Genomic DNA, 20312 nt, shown 5'->3' on the forward strand with positions numbered 1-20312 from the left:
GCCCCGTCGCGCGCGCTGGCGGCGGAGGCGCCGGGGGCGCCGGCCTATGATCTGGAATTGCTGCGCCGACGGGGAGCGCCCGCGGGCACCCGGTGGCGTGTGGAGTGGAACCGTGACACGCAAAGCTTCGATCCCGCGCCGCTATCTGGCGCTCGTCTTCCCCTGGTTGCCGATCGAGCGGCTGCGGATCGGCCGCCCGCACCTGTTCGTGGGACGCGATGAGGCACCGATCGCCTTTGCCGAATCGGTGGGCGGCGCGGTCCGCCTGGCCGCGCTCGATCCGGCGGCGCGGAGTGCGGGGCTGTCGGTCGGGCTGACGCTGGCCGATGCGCGGGCACGGGTGCCGGCGCTGGAGATATTTGCGCATGATCCCATCGCCGATGCCGACTGGCTGGAACGCCTGGCCGAGGGGGCGCGGCGCTACAGTCCGGCGGTGGCGCTCGATCCGCCGCAGGGGCTGGTGCTCGACAGCGCGGGGGCGGACCATCTGTTCGGCGGCGAGCGTGGGTTAGCCGAGGATATCGAGACGCGGATGGCCAGGCGGGGGATCACCGTGCGACTGGCTTACGGTGACACGCCCGAGGCGGCGCGCGCGCTGGCCCGCTATGCCGGCACCCCCGCCCCGGACGAGATGGGGGCGATCCGCCGCCTGCCCGTCGTCGCGCTGGAGCTGGATAAGGATGCGGGCGCGGCGCTGAACGCGGCAGGGCTGAAGACCATCGGCGATGTGCTGGCGCGGCCGATGGCGACGATCGCGGCGCGGTTCGGGCGCGAGGCGGCGACCGCGCTCAGGCGGTTGACCGGCGAGGAGGACAGCCCGCTGACCCCGCGCGTGGTCGCCGCTCCGATCGGGGTGGAGCGGCGCTTCGCCGAGCCGGTGGCGCGGACCGAGCATATGCTGGGCGTGCTGGAGGAACTGGCGGGGGAGGCCGCACGGGCGTTGGAGGAGCGGCATGAGGGTGGTCGCCGCTGGGATGCGCGACTGTTCCGCGCGGATGGCGAGGTGCAGGCCCTGCGGGTCGAGACGGGGCAGCCGACGCGCGACCCGGCGGTGCTGTTGCGGCTGTTCCGCGAGCGGATCGAGGCGCTGGCCGATCCGCTCGACCCCGGTTTCGGATACGACCTGATCCGGTTGGATGTCGGGCTGGCCGAGAAGCTGGATGCGGTGCAGCTGCGGCTGGAGGGGGGCGAGGCGAAGGCAGAGGCGGTGGCCGCGCTGATCGACCGGCTGGGCACGCGGCTGGGGCGCGAGCGGGTGCGGCGAATCCATCCGCGTGACAGCCATATGCCCGAACAGGCGGAGCTGTTATTGCCCGCGACCGAGGTTGCGCCCAAGGCGGAGTGGACCCGCCCCGAACCGGGCGAGCCGCCGATGCGCCCGATCCATCTGTTCGACCCGCCTCAGCCGATCGAGTCGCTCGCCGCCGAGACGCCCGATGGTCCGCCGGCGCGCTTCCGCTGGCGGCGCAAGATGCATGACGTGGCGCGCGCCGAAGGGCCGGAGCGGATCGCGGGCGAATGGTGGCGGCGCGCCGACATGACGCCGCCGACCCGCGACTATTACCGGGTCGAGGATGTGCGCGGGCGGCGCTTCTGGATCTTCCGCCATGGGCTTTACAGCGAGACCGAGCGGCCGCGCTGGTATGTGCACGGGCTGTTCGCGTGAGGGGGCACGCTCAAATCCTCCCCGGCACGGGGAGGGGGACCATGCGCAGCATGGTGGAGGGGGCGTGCGGCAAAGGATGCCCTTTGTGGCGCTCCCCCTCCGTCAGCGCTTACGCGCTGCCACCTCCCCGTGCCGGGGAGGATTAAGTGTCCGACTTCGCCGAACTGGTCGCGGCGACGCATTATTCCTTCCTCGACGGGGCAAGTCCCGCCGAGGACATGGTCGCGCAAGCCTATGCGTTAGGCCTCAAAGGCATCGGCATTGCCGACCGCAACACCGTCGCAGGGGTGGTGCGGGCGCTCAAGGCGTGGCGAAAGGCTTGCGCCTCGGCGAAGGAGATCGGCGCTCCGCCACCGCCGACCCTCGTGGTCGGCGCACGCCTCGTCTTCGCCGATGGCACGCCGGACATCGTCGCCTATCCGGTGAACCGCAAAGGCTGGGGACGGCTGACCCGGTTGCTGACGCTGGGCAACAAGCGGGCGCGGAAAGGGGGCTGTATCCTGGGGCTGGGCGACCTGACCCGGCATGCTGAGGATCTGCTGCTGATCGTGCGGCCCGAATGCACCGCACGGCCCTGCGAGCCGATGACGGACGCGATGCTGCCCCCCAGGCGCGCCGATCCGGGACTGGCGGCGACGCTCGACCGGCTGATGGCGGTGGCGTCGGGGCGGGTCTGGCTGGGGGTGACCATGCCGCGATCGGGGGCGGATCGGCGGCGGCTAGCGACCCATGCCGCACTGGCCGAGGCACGGGGCGTGCCGCTGCTCGCCACCACCGATGCGCTGTTCGCGACGCCCGCCGACCGACCGGTACAGGATATACTGACCTGTATTCGCGAAGGGCTGACCATCCGTACCGGTGGACGCCGGCTGGCGGCCAATGCCGAGCGCCATCTGAAACCCGCCGCCGAGATGGCGCGGCTGTTCGCCGATCGCCCGGCGGCGGTGGCGGAGAGCATCGCGATCCTCGACCGGATCGAATTTCGGCTGGACCATATCTCCTACCAATATCCCGACGAGCCGATTCCGCAGGGGTGGAAGGCGCAGGACTGGCTGGAGGAACTGGTCCGGCGCGAAGCGGCGAAGCGCTATCCGGGTGGCGTGCCGGTCAAGCTGCGCGGCTTGCTGGACGAGGAACTCGCGCTGATCCGCCGGTGCGGATATGCCCATTATTTCCTGACCGTGCACGACGTCGTCCGCTTTGCGCGTAGCCTGACGCCGCCCATTCTCTGTCAGGGGCGCGGGTCGGCGGCCAATTCGGCGGTGTGCTGGGTCCTGGGCGTCACCTCGGTCGATCCGGTCCGGTACGACCTGTTGTTCTCGCGCTTCGTCTCGGAGGAACGGCGCGAGCCGCCCGATATCGACATCGATTTCGAGCATGAGCGGCGCGAGGAGGTGATCCAGTATATCTACGAGCGATACGGCCGCCACCGCGCGGCCATCGCCGCGACCGTCATCCATTACCGCCCGCGCAGCACGGTGCGCGAGGTCGGCCGCGCGCTGGGCCTCAGCGAGGATGTCACGCAGCGGCTGACCAGCACCGTCTGGGGCAGCTTTTCCAAACAGTTCGAGGAAAAGCGCTTCCACGAAACCGGCTTCTCGCCCGACAATCCCGAGATCGCGCGGCTGCGCTCCCTGGTCGACCGGCTGCTCGGCGCGCCGCGCCATTTGTCGCAGCATGTCGGCGGCTTCGTGCTGACGCAAGGGCGGCTCGACGAGACGGTGCCGATCCATAACGGCGCGATGGAGGGGCGCACCTTCATCGAGTGGGACAAGGACGATATCGACGAGCTGAAGATCATGAAGGTCGACATATTGGCGCTGGGCATGCTGACCTGCATCCGCAAGGCGTTCGACCTGATGGAGGCCCATGGCCTGCCGCGCCCCGATCTCGACACGCTGGCGCAGGACGAGGACGCGCGCGTCTATGAAATGCTGCAAAAGGGCGACAGCATCGGCGTATTCCAGGTGGAGAGCCGCGCGCAGATCAACATGCTGCCCCGGCTGAAGCCGAAGGAATTCTACGATCTGGTCGTGCAGGTCGCGATCGTCCGACCGGGACCGATCGAGGGCGATATGGTCCATCCCTATCTGCGGCGGCGGGCGAAAAAGGAGGTCGTGACCTATCCCTCGCCCCATCCCGACCATGGCCCCGCGAACGAGTTGGAAGAGTTGCTCGGCAAGACATACGGCGTGCCGCTGTTTCAGGAACAGGCGATGAAGCTCGCCATCACCGCCGCCAAATTCACCCCCGACGAGGCCAACCAGCTCCGTCGCGCCATGGCGACGTTCCGCAAGGTCGGGGGGATGGACAATTTCCAGCAGAAGATGGTCGGCGGCATGGTCGCGCGGGGTTACGATTCCGAGTTCGCCGAACGCTGCTTCAAGCAGATCGAGGGGTTCGGCTCCTACGGCTTTCCCGAAAGCCACGCGCTGTCCTTCGCGCGGCTGATCTATGTCTCGGCCTGGCTGAAACGGCATCAGCCCGCGATCTTCACCTGCGCGCTTTTGAACGCCCAGCCGATGGGGTTCTACGCCCCCGCCCAGCTGGTTCGCGACGCGCGTGAGAATGGCGGGGTGGAAGTGCGGCCGGTCGACGTGAATTTCAGCGGCTGGGACAATCGGCTGGAACAGCGCGCGGACGGGGCCTTCGCGCTACGGCTGGGCTTTCGCCAGATCGACGGGTTTCGCGAGACATGGGGGAACGCGATCGCGTATCATGCCCCCTATGAGACGATCGAGGCGGCGGCGATCCGCGCCCGGCTTCCCCGCCGCGCGCTCGACCTGCTGGCGCAGGCCGACGCCTATCGCTCGCTGGGTCGTGGACGGCGCGAGGGGCAGTGGGAGGCGCGGCGGATGAAGTCGGCGCAGCTGCCGCTGTTCGCCGCGATGGAGGCCCCCGAAATGGCCGCCGAGCCGGACGTCGCCCTGCCGACGATGCCGCTGTCCGAACAGGTCAGCGCCGATTACCGGGCGACACGGCTGTCGCTCAAAGGCCATCCCATGGCCTTCCTACGCGCCGAACTGGCGGCGGAGGGCATCCTGTCCGCCGCCGATCTGAACCGTCTGCCCGATGGGCGGCGCGCCAGGGTGGCGGGGGTGGTGCTGGTCCGCCAAAGGCCGGGTAAGGGCAACGCGATCTTCGTCACGATCGAGGACGAGACGGGCATCGTCAACGCGCTGCTCTGGGCGCGCGATTTCGAGGCGAACCGGCGCGCGGTGATGGCCTCGCGGCTGATGCTGATCCACGGCGTCGTCCAGCGCAGCGAGGAGGGCGTCGTTCACCTGATGACGGCGGGTGTCGAGGATCGCAGCGCGATGCTCTCGCGGCTGGAGGACGTGCCCGTCGCGCCCACCCGCTCGCACGATCCACGCGGGACCCCGGCGCAGCGCGGCGTTCATCCCCGCGATGTCCGCCTGCTGCCCCGCTCGCGTGATTTCCATTAGGAAAGCGACGACTTCACCTACCCTCACCCTTCCCACCCGCTGTCGTGGGCGGGCCCCTTCCCTCTCCCATTGGGAGAGGGAGGGAGGCGGGAAGTGCCGGAAGGGTGAGGGTAGTTATCTCCCGCCCCGAATTATCCCATCGCCCCCAGTCCCAAGGGCTTGTGCGCACCCCCCGCCATGCCATATTTTAGCGCCATGGCCCAGAATAGCGACATCCTTCCCCATCCTCTGGGAATGGCCGGCAATGGTCCCGGGCAAGGCCCCGATCATGGCGACGATGAGGGCAACGGCCTGGGCGTCGCCACGCGCACCCGCACGCGGACCAAGCAGCCGACGCCGTACCGTGTCCTGATGCTCAACGATGATTACACGCCGATGGAATTCGTCGTGCTGTGCCTGCAGCGCTTCTTCCGCATGAGCATGGACGACGCGACCCGCGTGATGCTTCACGTCCACCAGCGCGGCGTCGGGGTCTGCGGCGTCTTTTCCTATGAGGTCGCCGAGACCAAGGTGGCGCAGGTGATCGACTTCGCCCGCGCCAACCAGCATCCGCTGCAATGCACGCTGGAAAAGGCGTAAGGGCCTGACCGAGGGGCGCTTCGGCAAAGGGCGTACCCGGCCGGCTGTCCCCTCCACCATGCGCCGCATGGCCCTTTCTTGCCCGAGAGGATATGCGTCAGAGCAGCGCTTGGGCCGCCTGCCGCCCCGACAGCCATGCGCTTTCCACCCTCGGCGCGATCAGCCAATCGCCGCACGCCGCCAGACCGATGTCGGGCCGCGCATAGGCGCCGATCCCCGCCTTACCTGACCGGGCATAGCGCCAGCGATGCGCGGCGGTATGGACGGGGTCGGGCAGCGGCCTCGCCCGATCCCTGAACGCCTGGTACAACGCCGCCGCGACCGATTCGCGTGCGTCGTCGAGATGCCGGCGCGACCATTCGGCGGTCGCGTGGATCGTCCAGGCCTCGCCGCCGCCATGGCCCGGCTTGGACGGATTGCGCGCGGCGAAGTCGATCGGGCCGCCGACCTCCGGCACATCCGCCACCGCCAGCGGCGCATCGAATCCCAGCATGACGGTCCAGCACGGGGCGGAGGGATGCGCCCCCGCCAATTCGGCCAGCCCCGGATCGATCGGCGCGGCGACCTCGACGGTCTGTTCGGCGGGCAGGGCGAGGACGATCATGTCGAACGGCCCCTCCACCCCTTCGTCATGTCGCAGCCACCACCCGTCCCGGTCCCGCCGGGCACCCCGGATATGCGACGACCATCGCACGTCATGCGCGGCCGCCATATGTGCGACGATGGCGGCCATGCCGGGCACGCCGACCCAGGCATCCCCTCCGGCGGCCGGCCAGCGGCCGACGATGCCAGCGCGCTCCCAATCGGCGATCTGCGCCACGAAGTCGGGGTCGCGCGCGGTCAGATATTGCGCACCGTAATCGAAGAAAAAGTCATGGCCGCCCGCCGACACCGGCTTGCTCGACAGGCGTCCGCCCGCACGGCGTCCCTTGTCGAACAAACGGACCGTGCATCCCGCCGCCGCCAGTTGCGCCGCGCACGCCAGGCCCGCCATTCCCGCTCCAATGATTGCCGCCGAACGTGCCATCCATCCCTCCCGCCCCATCACTTGCAAAGGGCGCGCAATGGCTACGCGCGGCGATGGCGAATGATCCGCCAAGTACCAATCTTGATCCATGATGATTTTCGTCGGCCCCGCGAGGATCGACCGATCGTGGCGCACGTTATCTGGCGCGAGAAGCGGCGGGTTCGTCCGCCTTTGGATGAAGACATGCCGCTATTTTCATCGCGCAACGCTGGTGACGTCAGAATGGGCTTGGCCGGGACCTTTTCGGTAACTTGCCCGCATGTCTTTGCCCTTGCGCGATTTTCTTTCCCGTTACGGCGAATGTGAGGCGAAGGCATGGAAGACTATAAGACGGTGCTCGAAGGCAAGTGCCCCTTTGGCGGCGACCGGATCGGCGGCGCCTTCACCACACCGCCGACGTTGGCCGACTGGTACCCCAACCGCCTGCGCGTCGAGCAGCTGCACCGCCACGGTCCGCGCGCCAATCCGCTGGGTGAGGATTTCGACTATCGCGCCGCCTTCGCCAAGATCGACCTCGATACGCTGAAGGCCGAGATCAAGCGCTTCCTGACCAGTTCGGTCGCATGGTGGCCGTCCGACTATGGCAATTATGGCCCGCAGATGATCCGCATGTCGTGGCACTCGGCGGGCAGCTATCGCATCGCCGACGGGCGGGGCGGCGCGGGCGAGGCGATGCAACGTTTCGCGCCGATCAACAGCTGGTGGGACAATGGCAATGTCGACAAGTCGCGTCGCCTGCTCTGGCCGATCAAGCAGAAATATGGCGCGGCGCTCTCCTGGGCCGACCTGATCGTCCTGACCGGCAATTGCTCGCTCGAGATCATGGGGCTGCCGACCTATGGTTTCGGCGGCGGGCGCGAGGATGCCTGGGAAGCGGACGACGCGACCTATTGGGGCCCCGAAGTCTTCGACATGACCAAGGTCGATTCGTTCGACGAGATGGTCAACCGCGACAAGCGCTGGCGCGGCCAGAATGGCGACGCCGATTACGATCTGGAACAGCCGCTCGCCGCCTCGCACCAGTCGCTCATCTATGTGAACCCCGAAGGCCCCTATGCCAGTGGCGATCCGATGGCCTCGGCACGCGACATCCGCATCACCTTCACCCGCATGGCGATGAATGACGAGGAGACGGTGGCGCTGATCGCGGGCGGCCATGCCTTCGGCAAGAGCCATGGCATGGTGAAGGCCGACCGCATCGGCGCACCGCCGGAGATCGCCGCGATCGAGGAGATGGGGCTGGGCTGGCACAACCCCGAAGGCACCGGCAATGCCGAGTTCACCATGACCAACGGCATCGAGGGCAGCTGGACCCAGAACCCGACCCAGTGGGACAACAGCTATCTCGAAAACCTGCTCGGCCTGGAATGGGAACAGACGCGCAGCCCGGCCGGCGCGCTGCAATGGACGCCGGTCAGCGGTGACGCGCCGCGCACGCCGGATGCGCATATCGAGGGCAAGACCCACGCGCTGATGATGATGACCAGCGACATCGCGTTGAAGGTCGATCCCGTCTATCGCCCGATCTGCGAGCGCTTCCTCAATGACTTCGACTATTTCACCGAGCAATTCTCCAAGGCATGGTACAAGCTGACCCACCGCGACATGGGGCCGCGCGAACGCTATGTCGGGCCGGAGGTGACGATCGAGCCCGACCTGTTGTGGCAGGACCCGATCCCGGCGCGCGATTACGAGCTGATCGACACCGCCGACATTGCGACGCTGAAGCAGCAAATCCTCGACAGCGGCCTGTCGGTGCCGGACCTAGCCTTCACCGCCTTTTCCGCCGCCGTCACCTACCGCGACAGCGACAAGCGCGGCGGCGCGAACGGTGCGCGCCTCGCGCTCGCCCCGCAAAAGGACTGGGCGGTCAATCGTCGTACCGTGCCCGTCATCGCCCGCTTGCGTGAGATTATGGGCGCGTTCAACGACGGCGCGAGAGGTGGCAAGCGCGTCTCGTTGGCCGATCTGATCGTGCTGGGCGGCTGTGCGGCGGTCGAGAAGGCGGCGGCGGATGCGGGCGTCGCACTGGAGGTGCCCTTCACCGCCGGGCGTCGCGACACCACCGACGAACTGACCGACGCCGACAGCTTCGAATGGCTGAAGCCCGTGGTCGACGGTTTCCGCAACTATGTCGACGACAACTTCGCCGAAGTGACGGCGGGCCGGGTCGCGCCCGAGGAACTGTTCCTCGACAAGGCGGCGCTCTTGAAGCTCAGTGCGCCCGAATGGACGGTCCTGACCGGCGGCCTGCGCGCACTGGGCGCGAATTGGGACGAGAGCGAGGCGGGCGTGTTCACCGACCGGGTGGGCGTGCTGAGCAACGACTTCTTTCGCGTGCTGACCAGCATGGACTATGTCTGGACCAAGCAGGACGAGGGCGGCCTGCGCTTCACGCTCGACGACCGCGACAGCGGCGAGACGCGCTACACCGCGACGCGCAACGACCTGATCTTCGGCGCCAATTCGCAGCTGCGCAACATCGCCGAATTCTATGCGGCCGACGATGGCCAGGAACGCATGGTCCGCGACTTCGTGACGGTGTGGAACAAGGTGATGAGCGCCGATCTTTTCTGAAGGGAAGGGGGCGGTCCGTCCGGGGCCGCCCCGACACCCTTGGAGGTGATATGGCGCAGGTGACGGTCTGGTATGATGGCGGTTGTCCGCTGTGCCGGCGTGAGATCGCGGCGATGCGGCGGCTCGACCGACGCGGACGGATCGCCTTTGTCGATGTCGATCGGGATGGCGAGGGGGTGTGCCCCATCGACCGGGCCGAACTGCTCGCGCGGTTCCATGCGTGCGAGGATGGGCGAATCGTGTCGGGGGCGGCGGCCTTCGCCGCGATGTGGCGCGCCATTCCGGTGCTGCGCCCACTGGGCCTCTTGGCGCGGTACCGGCCGATGTCGATGATGCTGGAGCGCGGCTATCGCCTGTTCCTGCGCATCCGGCCAACGCTGCAACGCTGGGCCGGCGGACGGGACGGGGCGTTCAGTCCCGCGCGGCGGGAAGCCAGCTGAGGTCCAGCCCCTCGAACCGGTCGACATAGCGGACCTCGCGCACCAGCCGGGCCTCGTTGAGCAACTGGACGCGACCGCCCTGGCGGGTGACCAGCCCTTCCTCCTCCAACTGGCGCAGCATCCGGTTCACGTGCACCGCGGTCAGCCCGATGGCGTCACCCATTTCCTCCTGCGTCAGTCCGGGGACGAAGGAGTCCCCGACATCGAGTCCCGCCTGGCGCATCTGGCCGCGCAGCGACAGGAGCAGCGTCGCCACCCGCGTCCGCGCCGACGTCCGCCCCAGGCCCGCCAGCCGGTCGGTGGTGATGACGCGCTCGATCTGGTTGAGCACGAGCAGCAGGCTCATCAGGCGCGGATGATCCACCGCCAGTCGCGTGATCCGTGTTCGGTCGAAGGCGCAGACGACGGAGTTTGTCACCGCCACGATGGTGTCGAGCGATCGGCCATAGACCAGCGCCGACAGGGCGAACAGGTCGCCCGGAAACAGGAAGCGGACGATCTGCCGGCTGCCATCGTCGAGCAGCACATAGCACATCAGCATCCCCTGCTGGACGACGAACAGGTCGTCGCCTCGGCTATGATCATCCATCAATACGGCGCCGCGTCGAAGCGACCGTGGGCGCTCCTCGAACGCGCAGAGCGTCTGTCGTTCGGCCGGGGTCAGGGCGATCCACTTGTCGAGGCGATCCGCAAGTCCGCTTTTTGACACTGACACTCCATTTTCGCAGCGGACACGTGCCTTAGCCACGGAGGGCGCAAGGCTGCATTAATATCGATCAACCGAACCTTTCGGCCGCGAAACTATCCACTCGCGGGCGATCCCGGGGCGGGGCCGGGCCAGCCGATCGCGGGGCCAAAAGCGTGCGCCACCCTTGGCGGTGGCGCGCGCGTCCGCTAGGAGGGCCGGTCTATGGACCGTATCCTCATTCGTGGCGGCAACCGGCTGTCGGGCCGCCTGAAAATCTCGGGCGCGAAGAACGCCGCGCTCACCCTGATGCCTTGCGCGATCCTGACCGACGAACCGGTCACCTTGCGCAACCTGCCGCGCTTGGCGGACGTCGACGGCTTCGGCCATCTGCTCAACCAGATCGGCGCCTCGACGCGGGTCGAGGGCACGCGGCCGGAGGATTTCGGCCGGGTCATGACGATCCGCGCCGGCCAGCTCTTCTCGACCGAGGCGCCCTACGACATCGTGCGCAAGATGCGCGCGTCGATCCTGGTGCTCGGTCCCATCCTGGCGCGCATGGGCGAAGCGCGGGTGTCGCTGCCCGGCGGCTGCGCGATCGGCAACCGTCCGATCGACCTGCACCTGAAGGCGCTGGAGGCGCTGGGTGCCGAGATCGAGCTGACCGCCGGTTACGTCAAGGCCAGCGCGCCGGGCGGCCGCCTGTCGGGCGGGCGCTACACCTTCCCGGTGGTGTCGGTCGGCGCGACCGAGAATGCGCTGATGGCCGCCGTCACCGCCAAGGGTACCTCGGTCCTGGGCAATGCCGCGCGCGAGCCCGAGATCGTCGACCTGTGCCGATTGCTGATCGCGATGGGCGCGCGGATCGACGGCGTCGGGACCGAGACGCTGACCATCGAGGGCGTCGACCGGCTGCACGGTGCGACCTATTCGGTGATGCCCGACCGGATCGAGGCGGGCAGCTATGCCTGCGCCGCCGCGATTACCGGCGGCGATCTGGAACTGGTCGGCGCCTGTGCCGAGGATATGCGCGCGACGCTGGCCGCGCTCACGGAAGCGGGCGTCACCGTCGAGGAGAAGCGCGATTCGATCCGCGTCACCGCGCACGGCGCGCTCCAGCCGCTGACCCTGTCGACCGCGCCCTATCCGGGCTTCGCCACCGACATGCAGGCGCAGTTCATGGCGATGCTGTGCAAGGCCGGCGGCACCAGCACGCTGACCGAGACGATCTTCGAGAACCGCTACATGCACGTGCCCGAACTGGCGCGGATGGGCGCGGACATCCAGGTCCATGGCCGCACCGCAATGGTGAAGGGCGTCGACAAGCTGACTGGCGCGCCGGTGATGGCGACCGACCTGCGCGCCTCGATGAGCCTGATCCTCGCCGGCCTGGCGGCGGAAGGCGAGACGTCGGTCGCCCGCGTGTACCATCTCGACCGTGGCTATGAGCGGTTGGAGGAAAAACTGTCGGCGGTCGGCGCGGACATCGAGCGCGTCGGGGACTGAGCCGATCCTCCCCGGCACGGGGAGGTGGCAGGCCGCAGGCCTGACGGAGGGGGGCTTCCTCAAAAGATGCCCTTTGCGGCAAGCCCCCTCCACCACCGCTGCGCGGTGGTCCCCCTCCCCGTGCCGGGGAGGACATTCAGGCCACTACCACCAACCCTCCGCCTCCAGCACTGGCACCATCGCGCGCGACACTCGTGCTTCGACCCCACCGGTCAGGATCAGCCGCAGCCCCCGACCCTCGCGGTGCGCCTCGCGAACGGCATCGCGTGCCACCCACCAACTGCGATGCACCTGCGCGCCAACCAGCGGCGCGACCTCCTGCACCGCGTCGCGCATCCTGAGCAGGATCAACTCCGAGCCGTAGGCGCCGTGGACGCGGAGATAATGGTCCTCCATCTCCAGCGCGAATATGTCGGGGCCGAAGCCGGGTGGCAGGCGGTCGAGCAGGGCGGGGCGGGGATCAGCGGCCGGCGGGGCGGGTTCGGGGGCGGCTGGCGCCGACGTAACACGCCGTCGCTTTTGTCCATGCCAGAGCAACAGGCTCGCCAGTCCCCCGATCACCAGCACATTGCCATAGAGAAGCAACGCCCGATCCGCGTCGGGCCAGCGCAGCGGCACGCCGGGTCGTTCGACCCACCAGACGATGATGCTCATCGGCAGGCTGGCGAGAATCGCCGCCGTGGCCCAGCCCGCCACGTCGGGCAGATGGAGCCGCTCCGCCAAGGCCAACGAGCCCGCCATCATCGGCTTGTAAAGCGCGTAGCCCGCCAGCATCAACGTGATCCAATAGATCAGGCGATAGGCGAAATGCGACCCGAACGTCCCGAACGGCCCCAGCACCGCAAGCAGCAGGCCGACGCCGATCATCAGCGCGATATCGATAACCAAGCGGCGCGAGCGGGGCATCACGCTTCGGTGCCTATGGCCAATTGGCGCTTCGCGAAATGGCAAATCGACCGCTCCACGAAGCGAAACGGCCGATCCGCGTAAGCTTGCTGGCCAAGACACGGCGGGGCGGCAGGACAGGGGCAACTCGTTTCCGATCAGGATTTCGACCGATGACCAGCCTTTCGATCGCCGCTTCGCATCGCCGCCCGTCCGATATCTCGCCCGCCGCCCGCTTTGCGATCTTGGCTGCAGGAGGGGCGCTGTCGCTGATGACGGTGGTCGCCATGGTCCGTGGGGCACTGAACCTCTCGCCGACGCTGGCGCGAGTGCATGACGTGGCGGTGTTGATCCATCTGGGCTCAGTCCTGCCCGCCCTGCCGCTGGGGCTCTATGTTCTGCTGACCCGCAAAGGGGATGCACGGCATCGGATGCTGGGCAAGCTGTGGGCCGTGCTGATGGTGGTGGCGGCGTTATCGTCTCTGGCCCTGCGCGACCTGAACCACGGGCAATTCAGCTTCATCCACATCTTCGTGCCCGTCACGCTGATCGGCCTGTGGCGCGCGATCGCGGCGGCGCGGGCCGGGCGGATCGACACGCATCGCAAGGTGATGGTCAGCCTCTATATCACCGGTTTGATCGGCGCGGGCTCCTTCGCCTTCATGCCGGGCCGGGTGATGGGGACATGGCTGTTAGGTTGAGTGGCTCCGTCCGTTCCTCCCCTTACAGGGGATGAATGCAATTCTCTACGTCACCAACCGTCGCAACGTGTCCACCCGGTCGGCCTCCTCGGCGGGTTTGTCGGTGCGGATGCGGGCGATGCGGGGGAAGCGCATGGCGACGCCGGACTTGTGCCGCTTCGACTCGTGGATCGAATCGAACGCGATCTCCAGCACCAGCGTCTTTTCCACCTCGCGAACCGGGCCGAAGCGCTGGACGGTATGCGCGCGCACGAAACGGTCTAGTGCACGCAGTTCCTCGTCGGTGATCCCTGAATAGGCCTTGCCGACGGGCAGCAACTCGCCCTCCTCGGTCCAGCAGCCGAAGGTATAGTCGCTATAATAGCTCGACCGGCGGCCATTGCCGCGCTGCGCGTACATCATCACGCAATCGGCGGTCAGCGGATCGCGCTTCCACTTGTACCACAGGCCGACACGCCGCCCGCCGCTATAGGGGGAATCGCGGCGCTTGAGCATCACGCCCTCGATCGCGGCGTCGCGGGCGGTGGCGCGCAACCCCTCCAGCGCGGTGAAGTCCTCCGCCTCGATCACCGCGCTGACGTCGAATCGGTCGGGATCGAGCTTGGCGGCGAACGCCTCCAGCCGCTGCCGCCGCTCGGTCCAGGGGAGGGGGCGGACATCCTCGGTCCCGTCGACCAATATGTCATAGAGCCGGACGAAGGCGGGATAATCGGCCAGCATCTTGGCCGACACCGTCTTGCGCCCCAGCCTTTGTTGCAGCGCGTTGAAGCTGGCGGCACCGCCGCCATCCTCCAGCGTGCCGCCCTGATGTTCGCCCTTGACCAGCAACTCGCCATCGACCGCGCCCACCGCATCGAAGGCGCTGGCGACATCGGGAAAGGCGTGGGTCACATCGTCGCCGGTGCGGCTATACAGGCGCGTCTGGCCCGCGACATGGACGATCTGCACGCGGATGCCGTCCCATTTCCATTCGGCGGCATAGTCGTTGAGGTCGACCCGCAAATCCTCCAGCGGATGTGCGAGCATGAACGGGCGGAAGACCGGCACATCGGCGGGCGTCGGCTGCGCGCCGGTGCCTTCGCCCCAGGCAAAGAGTTCCGCATAAGGCGGCGACAGGCCGTGCCAGACCTCCTCGACCGCCTCGACATCCAGTCCGAAATGTTGCGCGAATGCGGTCTTGGCAAGCCGGGCGGACAGGCCGATGCGCAGGCCCCCGGTCGCCATCTTGAGCAGCGCGAACCGCTCCTCCGCCGTCATCCGGTCGAGCATGTCGGCCAGCACGGCGGGTGCATCCGAGCGCGACAGATGCCGCAACCGCTCCACGACCGCGCTGACCGACAATGGCATGGGGTCGAGCGGGTGGTCGGGTGCCGGCCAAAGCAAAGCGACCGTCTCGGCGGTGTCGCCGACATAGTCGCGGCTCATGCGGAACAGCACGGGGTCGACCCGCTGCTCGATCAGCGCGCGGATCAGCGCGGGCTTGACGCCCGGCAGGTCGAGATCGCCCGTCAACGCCGCCATCGCCCAACCCCGGTCGGGATCGGGCGTGGCGGCGAGGTAATCCGCGACCAGCTTCAGCTTGGCATTGCGCGAGCGCGTATAGATCAGCGCGTCGAGCAAGCCTGCGAAGTCGCGCATCGACGCGTCAGTCGATCGCGTTCTTCACCGATTTGCCCGCCACGAGGCCGAGCACCAGGAAGATCACGAACAAGGCGATGGCGATGAAGAACAGGATCTTGGCGATCCCGACGAACGCACCGCCGATGCCACCGAAGCCCAGGGCTCCAAGGATCAATCCGGCGACGAGAAACATGATGGCGAGCTTGAGCATGGGGTAATCCTCCTGACCTGATAGGGGGGTAACCGGCGGGGAGGGTCGGTGTTCCGCTTACGGATGCTGGCGCGGCGGCGCAGGCGTTCCATGCTGGTCTTGGATGCTCACGGGGGAGGATCGTCATCGTCGCGATTTGCCGGAGAATGAATGGCCGACGCAAAAAGGCCCCGGCTTTCACCGGGGCCTTTCATGCCTGGAAGCCTGGGGACTCACCCCTTGCGGCCGGCCTCGAACAGGAACCAGGCGCGTTCCTCGGCCTGGTCGGTCCATTCGTCGACGATGCCGCTCGTGGCATTGTCCTTGGCCTCCTCGGCGGCGTCCTTCACCACGCGGAAGCGCTCGACCAGCTTCAGATTGTCGTCGCGCAGCTCGACCAGCATGTCGGCGGCCGACACGAACTCGCGGTCATTGTCGACGATGGTCTGGCGACGCGCGATGTCGCCGATCGAGCGCAGCGTGACGTTGCCCGTCTTGCGCACCCGCTCTGCGATGGCGTCGGTCACGCCCAGGATCTGCGTGGCCTGATCGTCGAGCATCAGGTGATAGTCGCGGAAATGCGGGCCCGAGACGTGCCAGTGGAAATTCTTGGTCTTGAGGTAGAGCGCATAGCAGTCGGCCAGCGCGCCGTTCAGCGCATCGGCGACGCTCGACGTCGCATTGCGGTTCAGGTCGGTCGGCGTATCGAGCGCCGGGTTGATATCGGACATGGACAGGCTCCCGCTGTTGATCGTGTTGCTGTCGGAATCGTTGCGTGAACGATCCGATGGCGCAATTGCTCCCGCATATCCAAGCGCAAAAGCCCTTGCAGTGTGATCGATAGCCTAGATCAGGCCCTTTGCGGACAAGGCGATGACCAGCCCGGTCAGCAGCATGACGCCCCCCATGCCGAGACGAATCGGCTGTAGCGGCAGCCGCCGCCATTCCCTCTCACCCAGCAGGAGTGCGGGCAGGACCGCGCCCAGGGTTCCGATCAGCGCGCCGGGCAGCGCCGCCCAGGGCAGCGACGACCGGGCGGCCGCCATGGCGATGACGAAGGCAGGGGAATCGGCCAGCATGATCGCACCCCCGCCCAGCATGGCCGTCCCGAACGCGCCCAGACGCGACGGATCGACGGGCGATGCGCGGGCCGACAATGGACCCAGCAGGCCGACGCCCGCCAGCCCGATCGCCAGCCCGAGCAGCAAGGTCCGCGTCTCCGGCGTCAGGCCGGGGGCGAGCGTCACGCCCAGTTGCACCGCGAGGCTCGCGACGACCAGCTGCGCCACGACGATGCCTAGTATCGCCGCTGCCGGCCGGCCGGTGCGATCGCTGACCTGCGCCGCCAGCGCGGCCAGGCGTCCGGCGCCTTGTGCGACCAGCGCGACGACCAGCGCGATCATCAGCGCATCCATTCAGCCCGCCAGTCGCGCCGAACAGGCCATGGCGAATCGGTCGGCGGCTTCGTAATCCTGCCGCTCGCTCGCCACCGCATCGGTCAGCATCGCCAGCCAGCCATGGACCGGCGACGAGTCCGTGCCGCTGACCAGTGTACGTGCGATGAAATGGGTGACGGTGACGGCTGGCGTCAGGCCATGGGCATGGGCGATCCGGCGAATCGCCTCCACCCTGTCGATCAGATCGGCCGCGGGGGTGTAGGGGACGCTGACATCCAGCGCCGCGATTCGCGCCCAGAGTTGCGCACGGACATCGCCCACCGATTCGCCCGTCCCGTCCGATCCCATCATATCCATCGGCCTTCGTCCCCCCACCAGTCCATGCGGCCCCCAGGCCGATCGCCCGCCCGTGCGGGGGTGTCACGCTACCGCGTTCGGCGTAAAGAGCGGCTTAAATGGGGCGAAAAGCTTGACTCATGCGGGTCCATGGGCCATGGGCGGCGCTTATATAGCGGCGGCTCCGGCTGCCGCTTTCGCTTTTTCACGCATACAGGAACCAGGTCATGGCCAAGCCGACCACCGTCAAGATCAAGCTCGTCAGCTCGGCTGATACCGGATTCTTTTACGTCACGAAGAAGAACCCGCGCACCAAGACCGAGAAGCTGAGCTTCAACAAGTACGACCCGGTCGTGCGCAAGCATGTCGAGTTCAAAGAAGCCAAGATCAAGTAATTTGCGGGCGGCGGCCCCCAGGGTCGCCCCGTAATGGCTTGAAGGCGTGAAGCCGCCGTCCTGATGGACGCGCGGCTTTTTGTCGTTGGCCTTACTCCCCCTCCCGCAGGCGGGAGGGGGCCGGGGGGAGGGTTTCGAGTCTCACCGAGACCACCGCTTGCGGCTTTCCCTCCCCCATCCCAGTTTCAGGTAAACGATGCCCCGCATCGTTTAAGTCATGCCGGGGGCATGACTGACCTGAAACTCGCCTGCGGGAGGGGCGTGCTCGTGGCTGGCGGCGGTTATAATAAGGCGTGCCTAGGCGGGTGTTGGGGTTTCTACGCCGCCGCCGGGTACAGCGTGGCGATCAACCAGTCGTGGAACAGCTTCACCGACTTCTGCTGCAGCGCGCGCGGGCGGCAGACGAACCAGTGGCTGTACGGGCTGTCGACCTCGATATCGAACAGGCGGACGAGGCGCGGGTCCTGGGCATGTTCGAAATGGCTGGCGTGCATGAAGGCGACGCCCAGCCCCTGCGCCGCCGCCTCCAGCATCAGCCCGCCCGAATCGAAGAAGTCGATCGCCTTGGGCTTGATGTTGCCCAGCCCCGCCGCCTGGCACCAGGCGGTGAAGGCGTCGGGCATTTCGCGGTGGAGCAGCGCGGTCATGCCGTTCATCTGTTCGGGGCGGAGCAGGGGATGGGGGCCCTCGATCAGCCGCTTCGAGCCGATGACATAGACTTTGTTGAAATCCAGCCGCTTGGCATAGAGCGACGGGTCGATGTCGCGGCCCAGCGCGATCACTGCGTCCAGCCCGTCGCCCAGCCGGGTGATGCCATGCCCGGCGGTATCGATGTCGAGATGCAGTTCGGGATGCGCGGCGCGTAGCAGCCCCATATGCGGGAACAGCCGCTGCGCCGCATAGAGCGGCAATACGCCAAGCCGCAGCCGCAGCACCTCCTGTCCGCTGGTCATTGCCTCCACCGCGTCGGACAATTGGTCGAGCAGCGGCGCGATCTGCTCCATCAACAGCTGGCCATCGTCATTGGGCACCATCGCCTGATGCCGCCGGGCGAACAGCGGCTTGCCAACGAAGCGCTCCAGCGTCTGCACACGCCGGCTAAGCGCGGGCGCGGACAGCGCCAGTTCCTCGGCGGCCGCCTTGATGGAGCCCAGGCGCACCACCTGGACGAAGGCTTCGATCGCACCCAGCGGGGGGAGCCTGCGCATCTCGCACCTGTTGTTTGAACACCCTCTCGACCAGAGGATTGCATAAACTGCAATCATAGCCAAGCTTTTCGCACTTGCAACATAGCGTGCTGCGCCGCAAAAGGAACGGGCCTTTCAGGCATCCTCTCCTAAAAACTTTTACGGGCTGGTCGTTTCGATCGGCCCTTTTTTTTGCCTCCGCTCGGCGGGCCGGCCTTTCGCTGGCCGGAACCCGCCCCCACGTCCCGCGCTTTCGTGTTTCAGACACTTTGCCAAGGGACGATCATGGCCGACAGCGACGCGCCGACTCGCAAGATACAGGTGGCGAACAGCCGCCCCGAGGATTCCGGGCGCGGCCTGGCCCATCTGCCGCGCACGCTGATGGCGGCGCTGGGCATTACCGAGGGCGATGTCGTCGAGATCGTCGGCAAGCAGGCGACGCCCGCACGCGCGGTCGCGCCCTATCCCGAGGACGAGGGCCTCGACCTGCTCCGCATCGACGGGTTGCAGCGCGCCAATGCCGGCGTCGGCTCGGGCGATTTCGTCGAGGTGCGCCGTGTCGAATCGAAGCCCGCGACTCGCGTCGTCTTCGCGCCCGCGCAGCAGAATCTGCGGCTTCAGGGATCGGCGCAGGCGTTGAAGCGCACCTTCTTCAACCGCCCGCTCTGCCAGGGCGATGTGGTCGCGACCGCCGGGCAGCAGCGTGTGACCAACATGCCGCCGGGCGTGGCGCAGTTCATGAACGCGCCGGCCTATGCGCTACAGGAAATCCGCCTCGCGGTGGTCGCGGCCAGCCCCAAGGGCGTGGTGCATATCGACGAGAATACCGAGGTCGAGCTGCGGCCCGAATATGAGGAACCGCGCGAGGCCCGGCGCGCCGACGTCACATACGATGACATTGGCGGCATGGCCTCGACCATCGACCAGTTGCGCGAGATGGTCGAACTGCCGCTGCGCTATCCCGAATTGTTCGAGCGGCTGGGCGTCGAGCCGCCCAAGGGCGTGCTGCTCCATGGGCCGCCCGGCACCGGCAAGACCCGGCTGGCGCGTGCGGTCGCCAATGAATCGGATGCGCAGTTCTTCCTGATCAACGGCCCCGAGATCATGGGCTCGGCTTACGGCGAGTCCGAGCAGCGGCTCCGCGAGATTTTCGAGGAGGCGACCAAGTCCGCGCCCTCGATCGTCTTCATCGACGAGATCGACTCGATCGCCCCCAAGCGTGACCGGGTGCAGGGCGAGGCGGAGAAGCGGCTCGTCGCGCAGTTGCTGACGCTGATGGACGGGCTGGAGGCGCGGGCGAATCTGGTCATCATTGCCGCGACCAACCGGCCCGAGGCGATCGACGAGGCGCTGCGGCGGCCGGGCCGGTTCGACCGCGAGATCGTGGTCGGCGTCCCCGACGAGCGCGGGCGGCGTGAGATCCTGGGCATCCATACGCGCGGCATGCCGCTGGGCGACAAGGTCGATCTTGCCGAGCTGGCGCGCACGACCTTCGGGTTCGTCGGCGCCGATCTGGCCGCGCTGACCCGCGAGGCGGCGATCGAGGCGGTGCGGCGGATCATGCCGCGCCTGAACCTGGAGGAGCGCACGATCCCGGCCGAGGTACTCGACACGCTGTCAAAAAAAGAAAAAAAAAAAAGAAAAAAAAAAAAAAAAAAAAAAAAAAAAAAAAAAA

18 protein-coding genes are annotated in these 20312 nt (G+C 67.4%); 9 read left to right on the forward strand and 9 right to left on the reverse strand.

Annotated elements, in window-relative coordinates:
* The first annotated feature begins 112 nt into the window (after window positions 1–112).
* The 3 genes from ACQKJZ_RS10250 (at window position 113) to clpS (ending at window position 5691) form a co-directional block, all read left to right on the forward strand.
* Window positions 113–1666, forward strand: coding sequence for a Y-family DNA polymerase (locus ACQKJZ_RS10250; RefSeq protein WP_427731064.1), 1554 nt, complete (start codon window positions 113–115; stop codon window positions 1664–1666).
* A 146-nt stretch (window positions 1667–1812) separates the two neighbouring features.
* Window positions 1813–5112: an error-prone DNA polymerase gene (locus ACQKJZ_RS10255; protein WP_427731065.1), complete on the forward strand. Its 3300-nt coding sequence runs from the start codon at window positions 1813–1815 to the stop codon at window positions 5110–5112.
* Between the two features lie 234 nt (window positions 5113–5346).
* On the forward strand, window positions 5347–5691 hold the full coding sequence (gene clpS / locus ACQKJZ_RS10260) for an ATP-dependent Clp protease adapter ClpS (protein WP_042486836.1): 345 nt from the start codon (window positions 5347–5349) through the stop codon (window positions 5689–5691).
* A gap of 97 nt (window positions 5692–5788) precedes the next feature.
* Here the strand turns inward: clpS and ACQKJZ_RS10265 are convergent, their stop codons facing one another.
* Window positions 5789–6736 carry an NAD(P)/FAD-dependent oxidoreductase gene (locus tag ACQKJZ_RS10265; protein ID WP_427731074.1) on the reverse strand — a complete coding sequence of 316 codons (948 nt, stop codon included), beginning with the start codon at window positions 6734–6736 and terminating at the stop codon, window positions 5789–5791.
* Between the two features lie 297 nt (window positions 6737–7033).
* Between ACQKJZ_RS10265 and katG the strand changes: the two genes are divergently transcribed.
* Together katG and ACQKJZ_RS10275 are read left to right on the forward strand one after the other, a co-directional pair.
* Window positions 7034–9295: a catalase/peroxidase HPI gene (gene katG / locus ACQKJZ_RS10270; RefSeq protein WP_427731066.1), complete on the forward strand. Its 2262-nt coding sequence runs from the start codon at window positions 7034–7036 to the stop codon at window positions 9293–9295.
* Window positions 9296–9345: 50 nt separating this feature from the next.
* Entirely contained in the window at window positions 9346–9735 is a 390-nt protein-coding gene (locus ACQKJZ_RS10275; RefSeq protein WP_312489611.1) for a thiol-disulfide oxidoreductase DCC family protein, read from the forward strand.
* Here ACQKJZ_RS10275 and ACQKJZ_RS10280 read toward each other — a convergent pair.
* A complete protein-coding gene (locus tag ACQKJZ_RS10280; protein ID WP_427731067.1) occupies window positions 9707–10444 on the reverse strand; it encodes a Crp/Fnr family transcriptional regulator in 738 nt (245 codons plus the stop codon). The two genes, ACQKJZ_RS10275 and ACQKJZ_RS10280, sit on opposite strands and share 29 nt — an antisense overlap.
* A 201-nt stretch (window positions 10445–10645) precedes the next feature.
* Here ACQKJZ_RS10280 and murA point away from each other — a divergent pair, with 201 nt between their 5' ends.
* The gene (gene murA, locus ACQKJZ_RS10285; RefSeq protein ID WP_312489609.1) at window positions 10646–11926 is read left to right on the forward strand and encodes a UDP-N-acetylglucosamine 1-carboxyvinyltransferase; all 1281 of its coding nucleotides are present in this window, start codon (window positions 10646–10648) and stop codon (window positions 11924–11926) included.
* A gap of 144 nt (window positions 11927–12070) precedes the next feature.
* Here murA and ACQKJZ_RS10290 read toward each other — a convergent pair whose 3' ends face one another.
* Window positions 12071–12832, reverse strand: coding sequence for a LytTR family DNA-binding domain-containing protein (locus ACQKJZ_RS10290; protein ID WP_427731075.1), 762 nt, complete (start codon window positions 12830–12832; stop codon window positions 12071–12073).
* 152 nt (window positions 12833–12984) lie between these two features.
* Between ACQKJZ_RS10290 and ACQKJZ_RS10295 the strand changes: the two genes are divergently transcribed.
* Complete coding sequence (locus ACQKJZ_RS10295; RefSeq protein WP_427731068.1) at window positions 12985–13512, forward strand: DUF2306 domain-containing protein; 528 nt, start codon at window positions 12985–12987, stop codon at window positions 13510–13512.
* A 45-nt stretch (window positions 13513–13557) separates the two neighbouring features.
* Here the strand turns inward: ACQKJZ_RS10295 and ACQKJZ_RS10300 are convergent, their stop codons facing one another.
* From ACQKJZ_RS10300 to ACQKJZ_RS10320, 5 genes are all read right to left on the reverse strand, one after another.
* Window positions 13558–15150 (reverse strand): cisplatin damage response ATP-dependent DNA ligase, encoded by a 1593-nt coding sequence (locus ACQKJZ_RS10300; RefSeq protein ID WP_427731069.1) that lies wholly within the window; start codon window positions 15148–15150, stop codon window positions 13558–13560.
* Between the two features lie 7 nt (window positions 15151–15157).
* Complete coding sequence (locus ACQKJZ_RS10305) at window positions 15158–15343, reverse strand: DUF1328 family protein (protein ID WP_312489606.1); 186 nt, start codon at window positions 15341–15343, stop codon at window positions 15158–15160.
* Window positions 15344–15555: 212 nt separating this feature from the next.
* Window positions 15556–16053, reverse strand: a complete 498-nt coding sequence (locus ACQKJZ_RS10310) for a Dps family protein (protein WP_312489605.1) — start codon at window positions 16051–16053, stop codon at window positions 15556–15558.
* 114 nt (window positions 16054–16167) lie between these two features.
* Window positions 16168–16725, reverse strand: a complete 558-nt coding sequence (locus ACQKJZ_RS10315) for a hypothetical protein (protein WP_427731070.1) — start codon at window positions 16723–16725, stop codon at window positions 16168–16170.
* Between the two features lie 12 nt (window positions 16726–16737).
* The gene (locus ACQKJZ_RS10320; protein ID WP_427731071.1) at window positions 16738–17070 is read right to left on the reverse strand and encodes a hypothetical protein; all 333 of its coding nucleotides are present in this window, start codon (window positions 17068–17070) and stop codon (window positions 16738–16740) included.
* A 212-nt stretch (window positions 17071–17282) separates the two neighbouring features.
* Between ACQKJZ_RS10320 and rpmG the strand changes: the two genes are divergently transcribed.
* Window positions 17283–17450, forward strand: a complete 168-nt coding sequence (gene rpmG / locus ACQKJZ_RS10325) for a 50S ribosomal protein L33 (protein ID WP_007407030.1) — start codon at window positions 17283–17285, stop codon at window positions 17448–17450.
* Between the two features lie 317 nt (window positions 17451–17767).
* On the opposite strand, the gene ACQKJZ_RS10330 is transcribed toward rpmG, so the two are convergent.
* Window positions 17768–18658 (reverse strand): LysR substrate-binding domain-containing protein, encoded by an 891-nt coding sequence (locus ACQKJZ_RS10330; protein ID WP_427731072.1) that lies wholly within the window; start codon window positions 18656–18658, stop codon window positions 17768–17770.
* Window positions 18659–18922: 264 nt separating this feature from the next.
* Between ACQKJZ_RS10330 and ACQKJZ_RS10335 the strand changes: the two genes are divergently transcribed.
* A partial coding sequence (locus tag ACQKJZ_RS10335; protein WP_427731073.1) for an AAA family ATPase occupies window positions 18923–20312 on the forward strand: 1390 nt, incomplete at its 3' end.

The sequence above is a fragment of the Sphingomonas sp. NPDC019816 genome (genome assembly GCF_050274375.1).
Taxonomy (GTDB): Bacteria; Pseudomonadota; Alphaproteobacteria; order Sphingomonadales; family Sphingomonadaceae; genus Sphingomonas.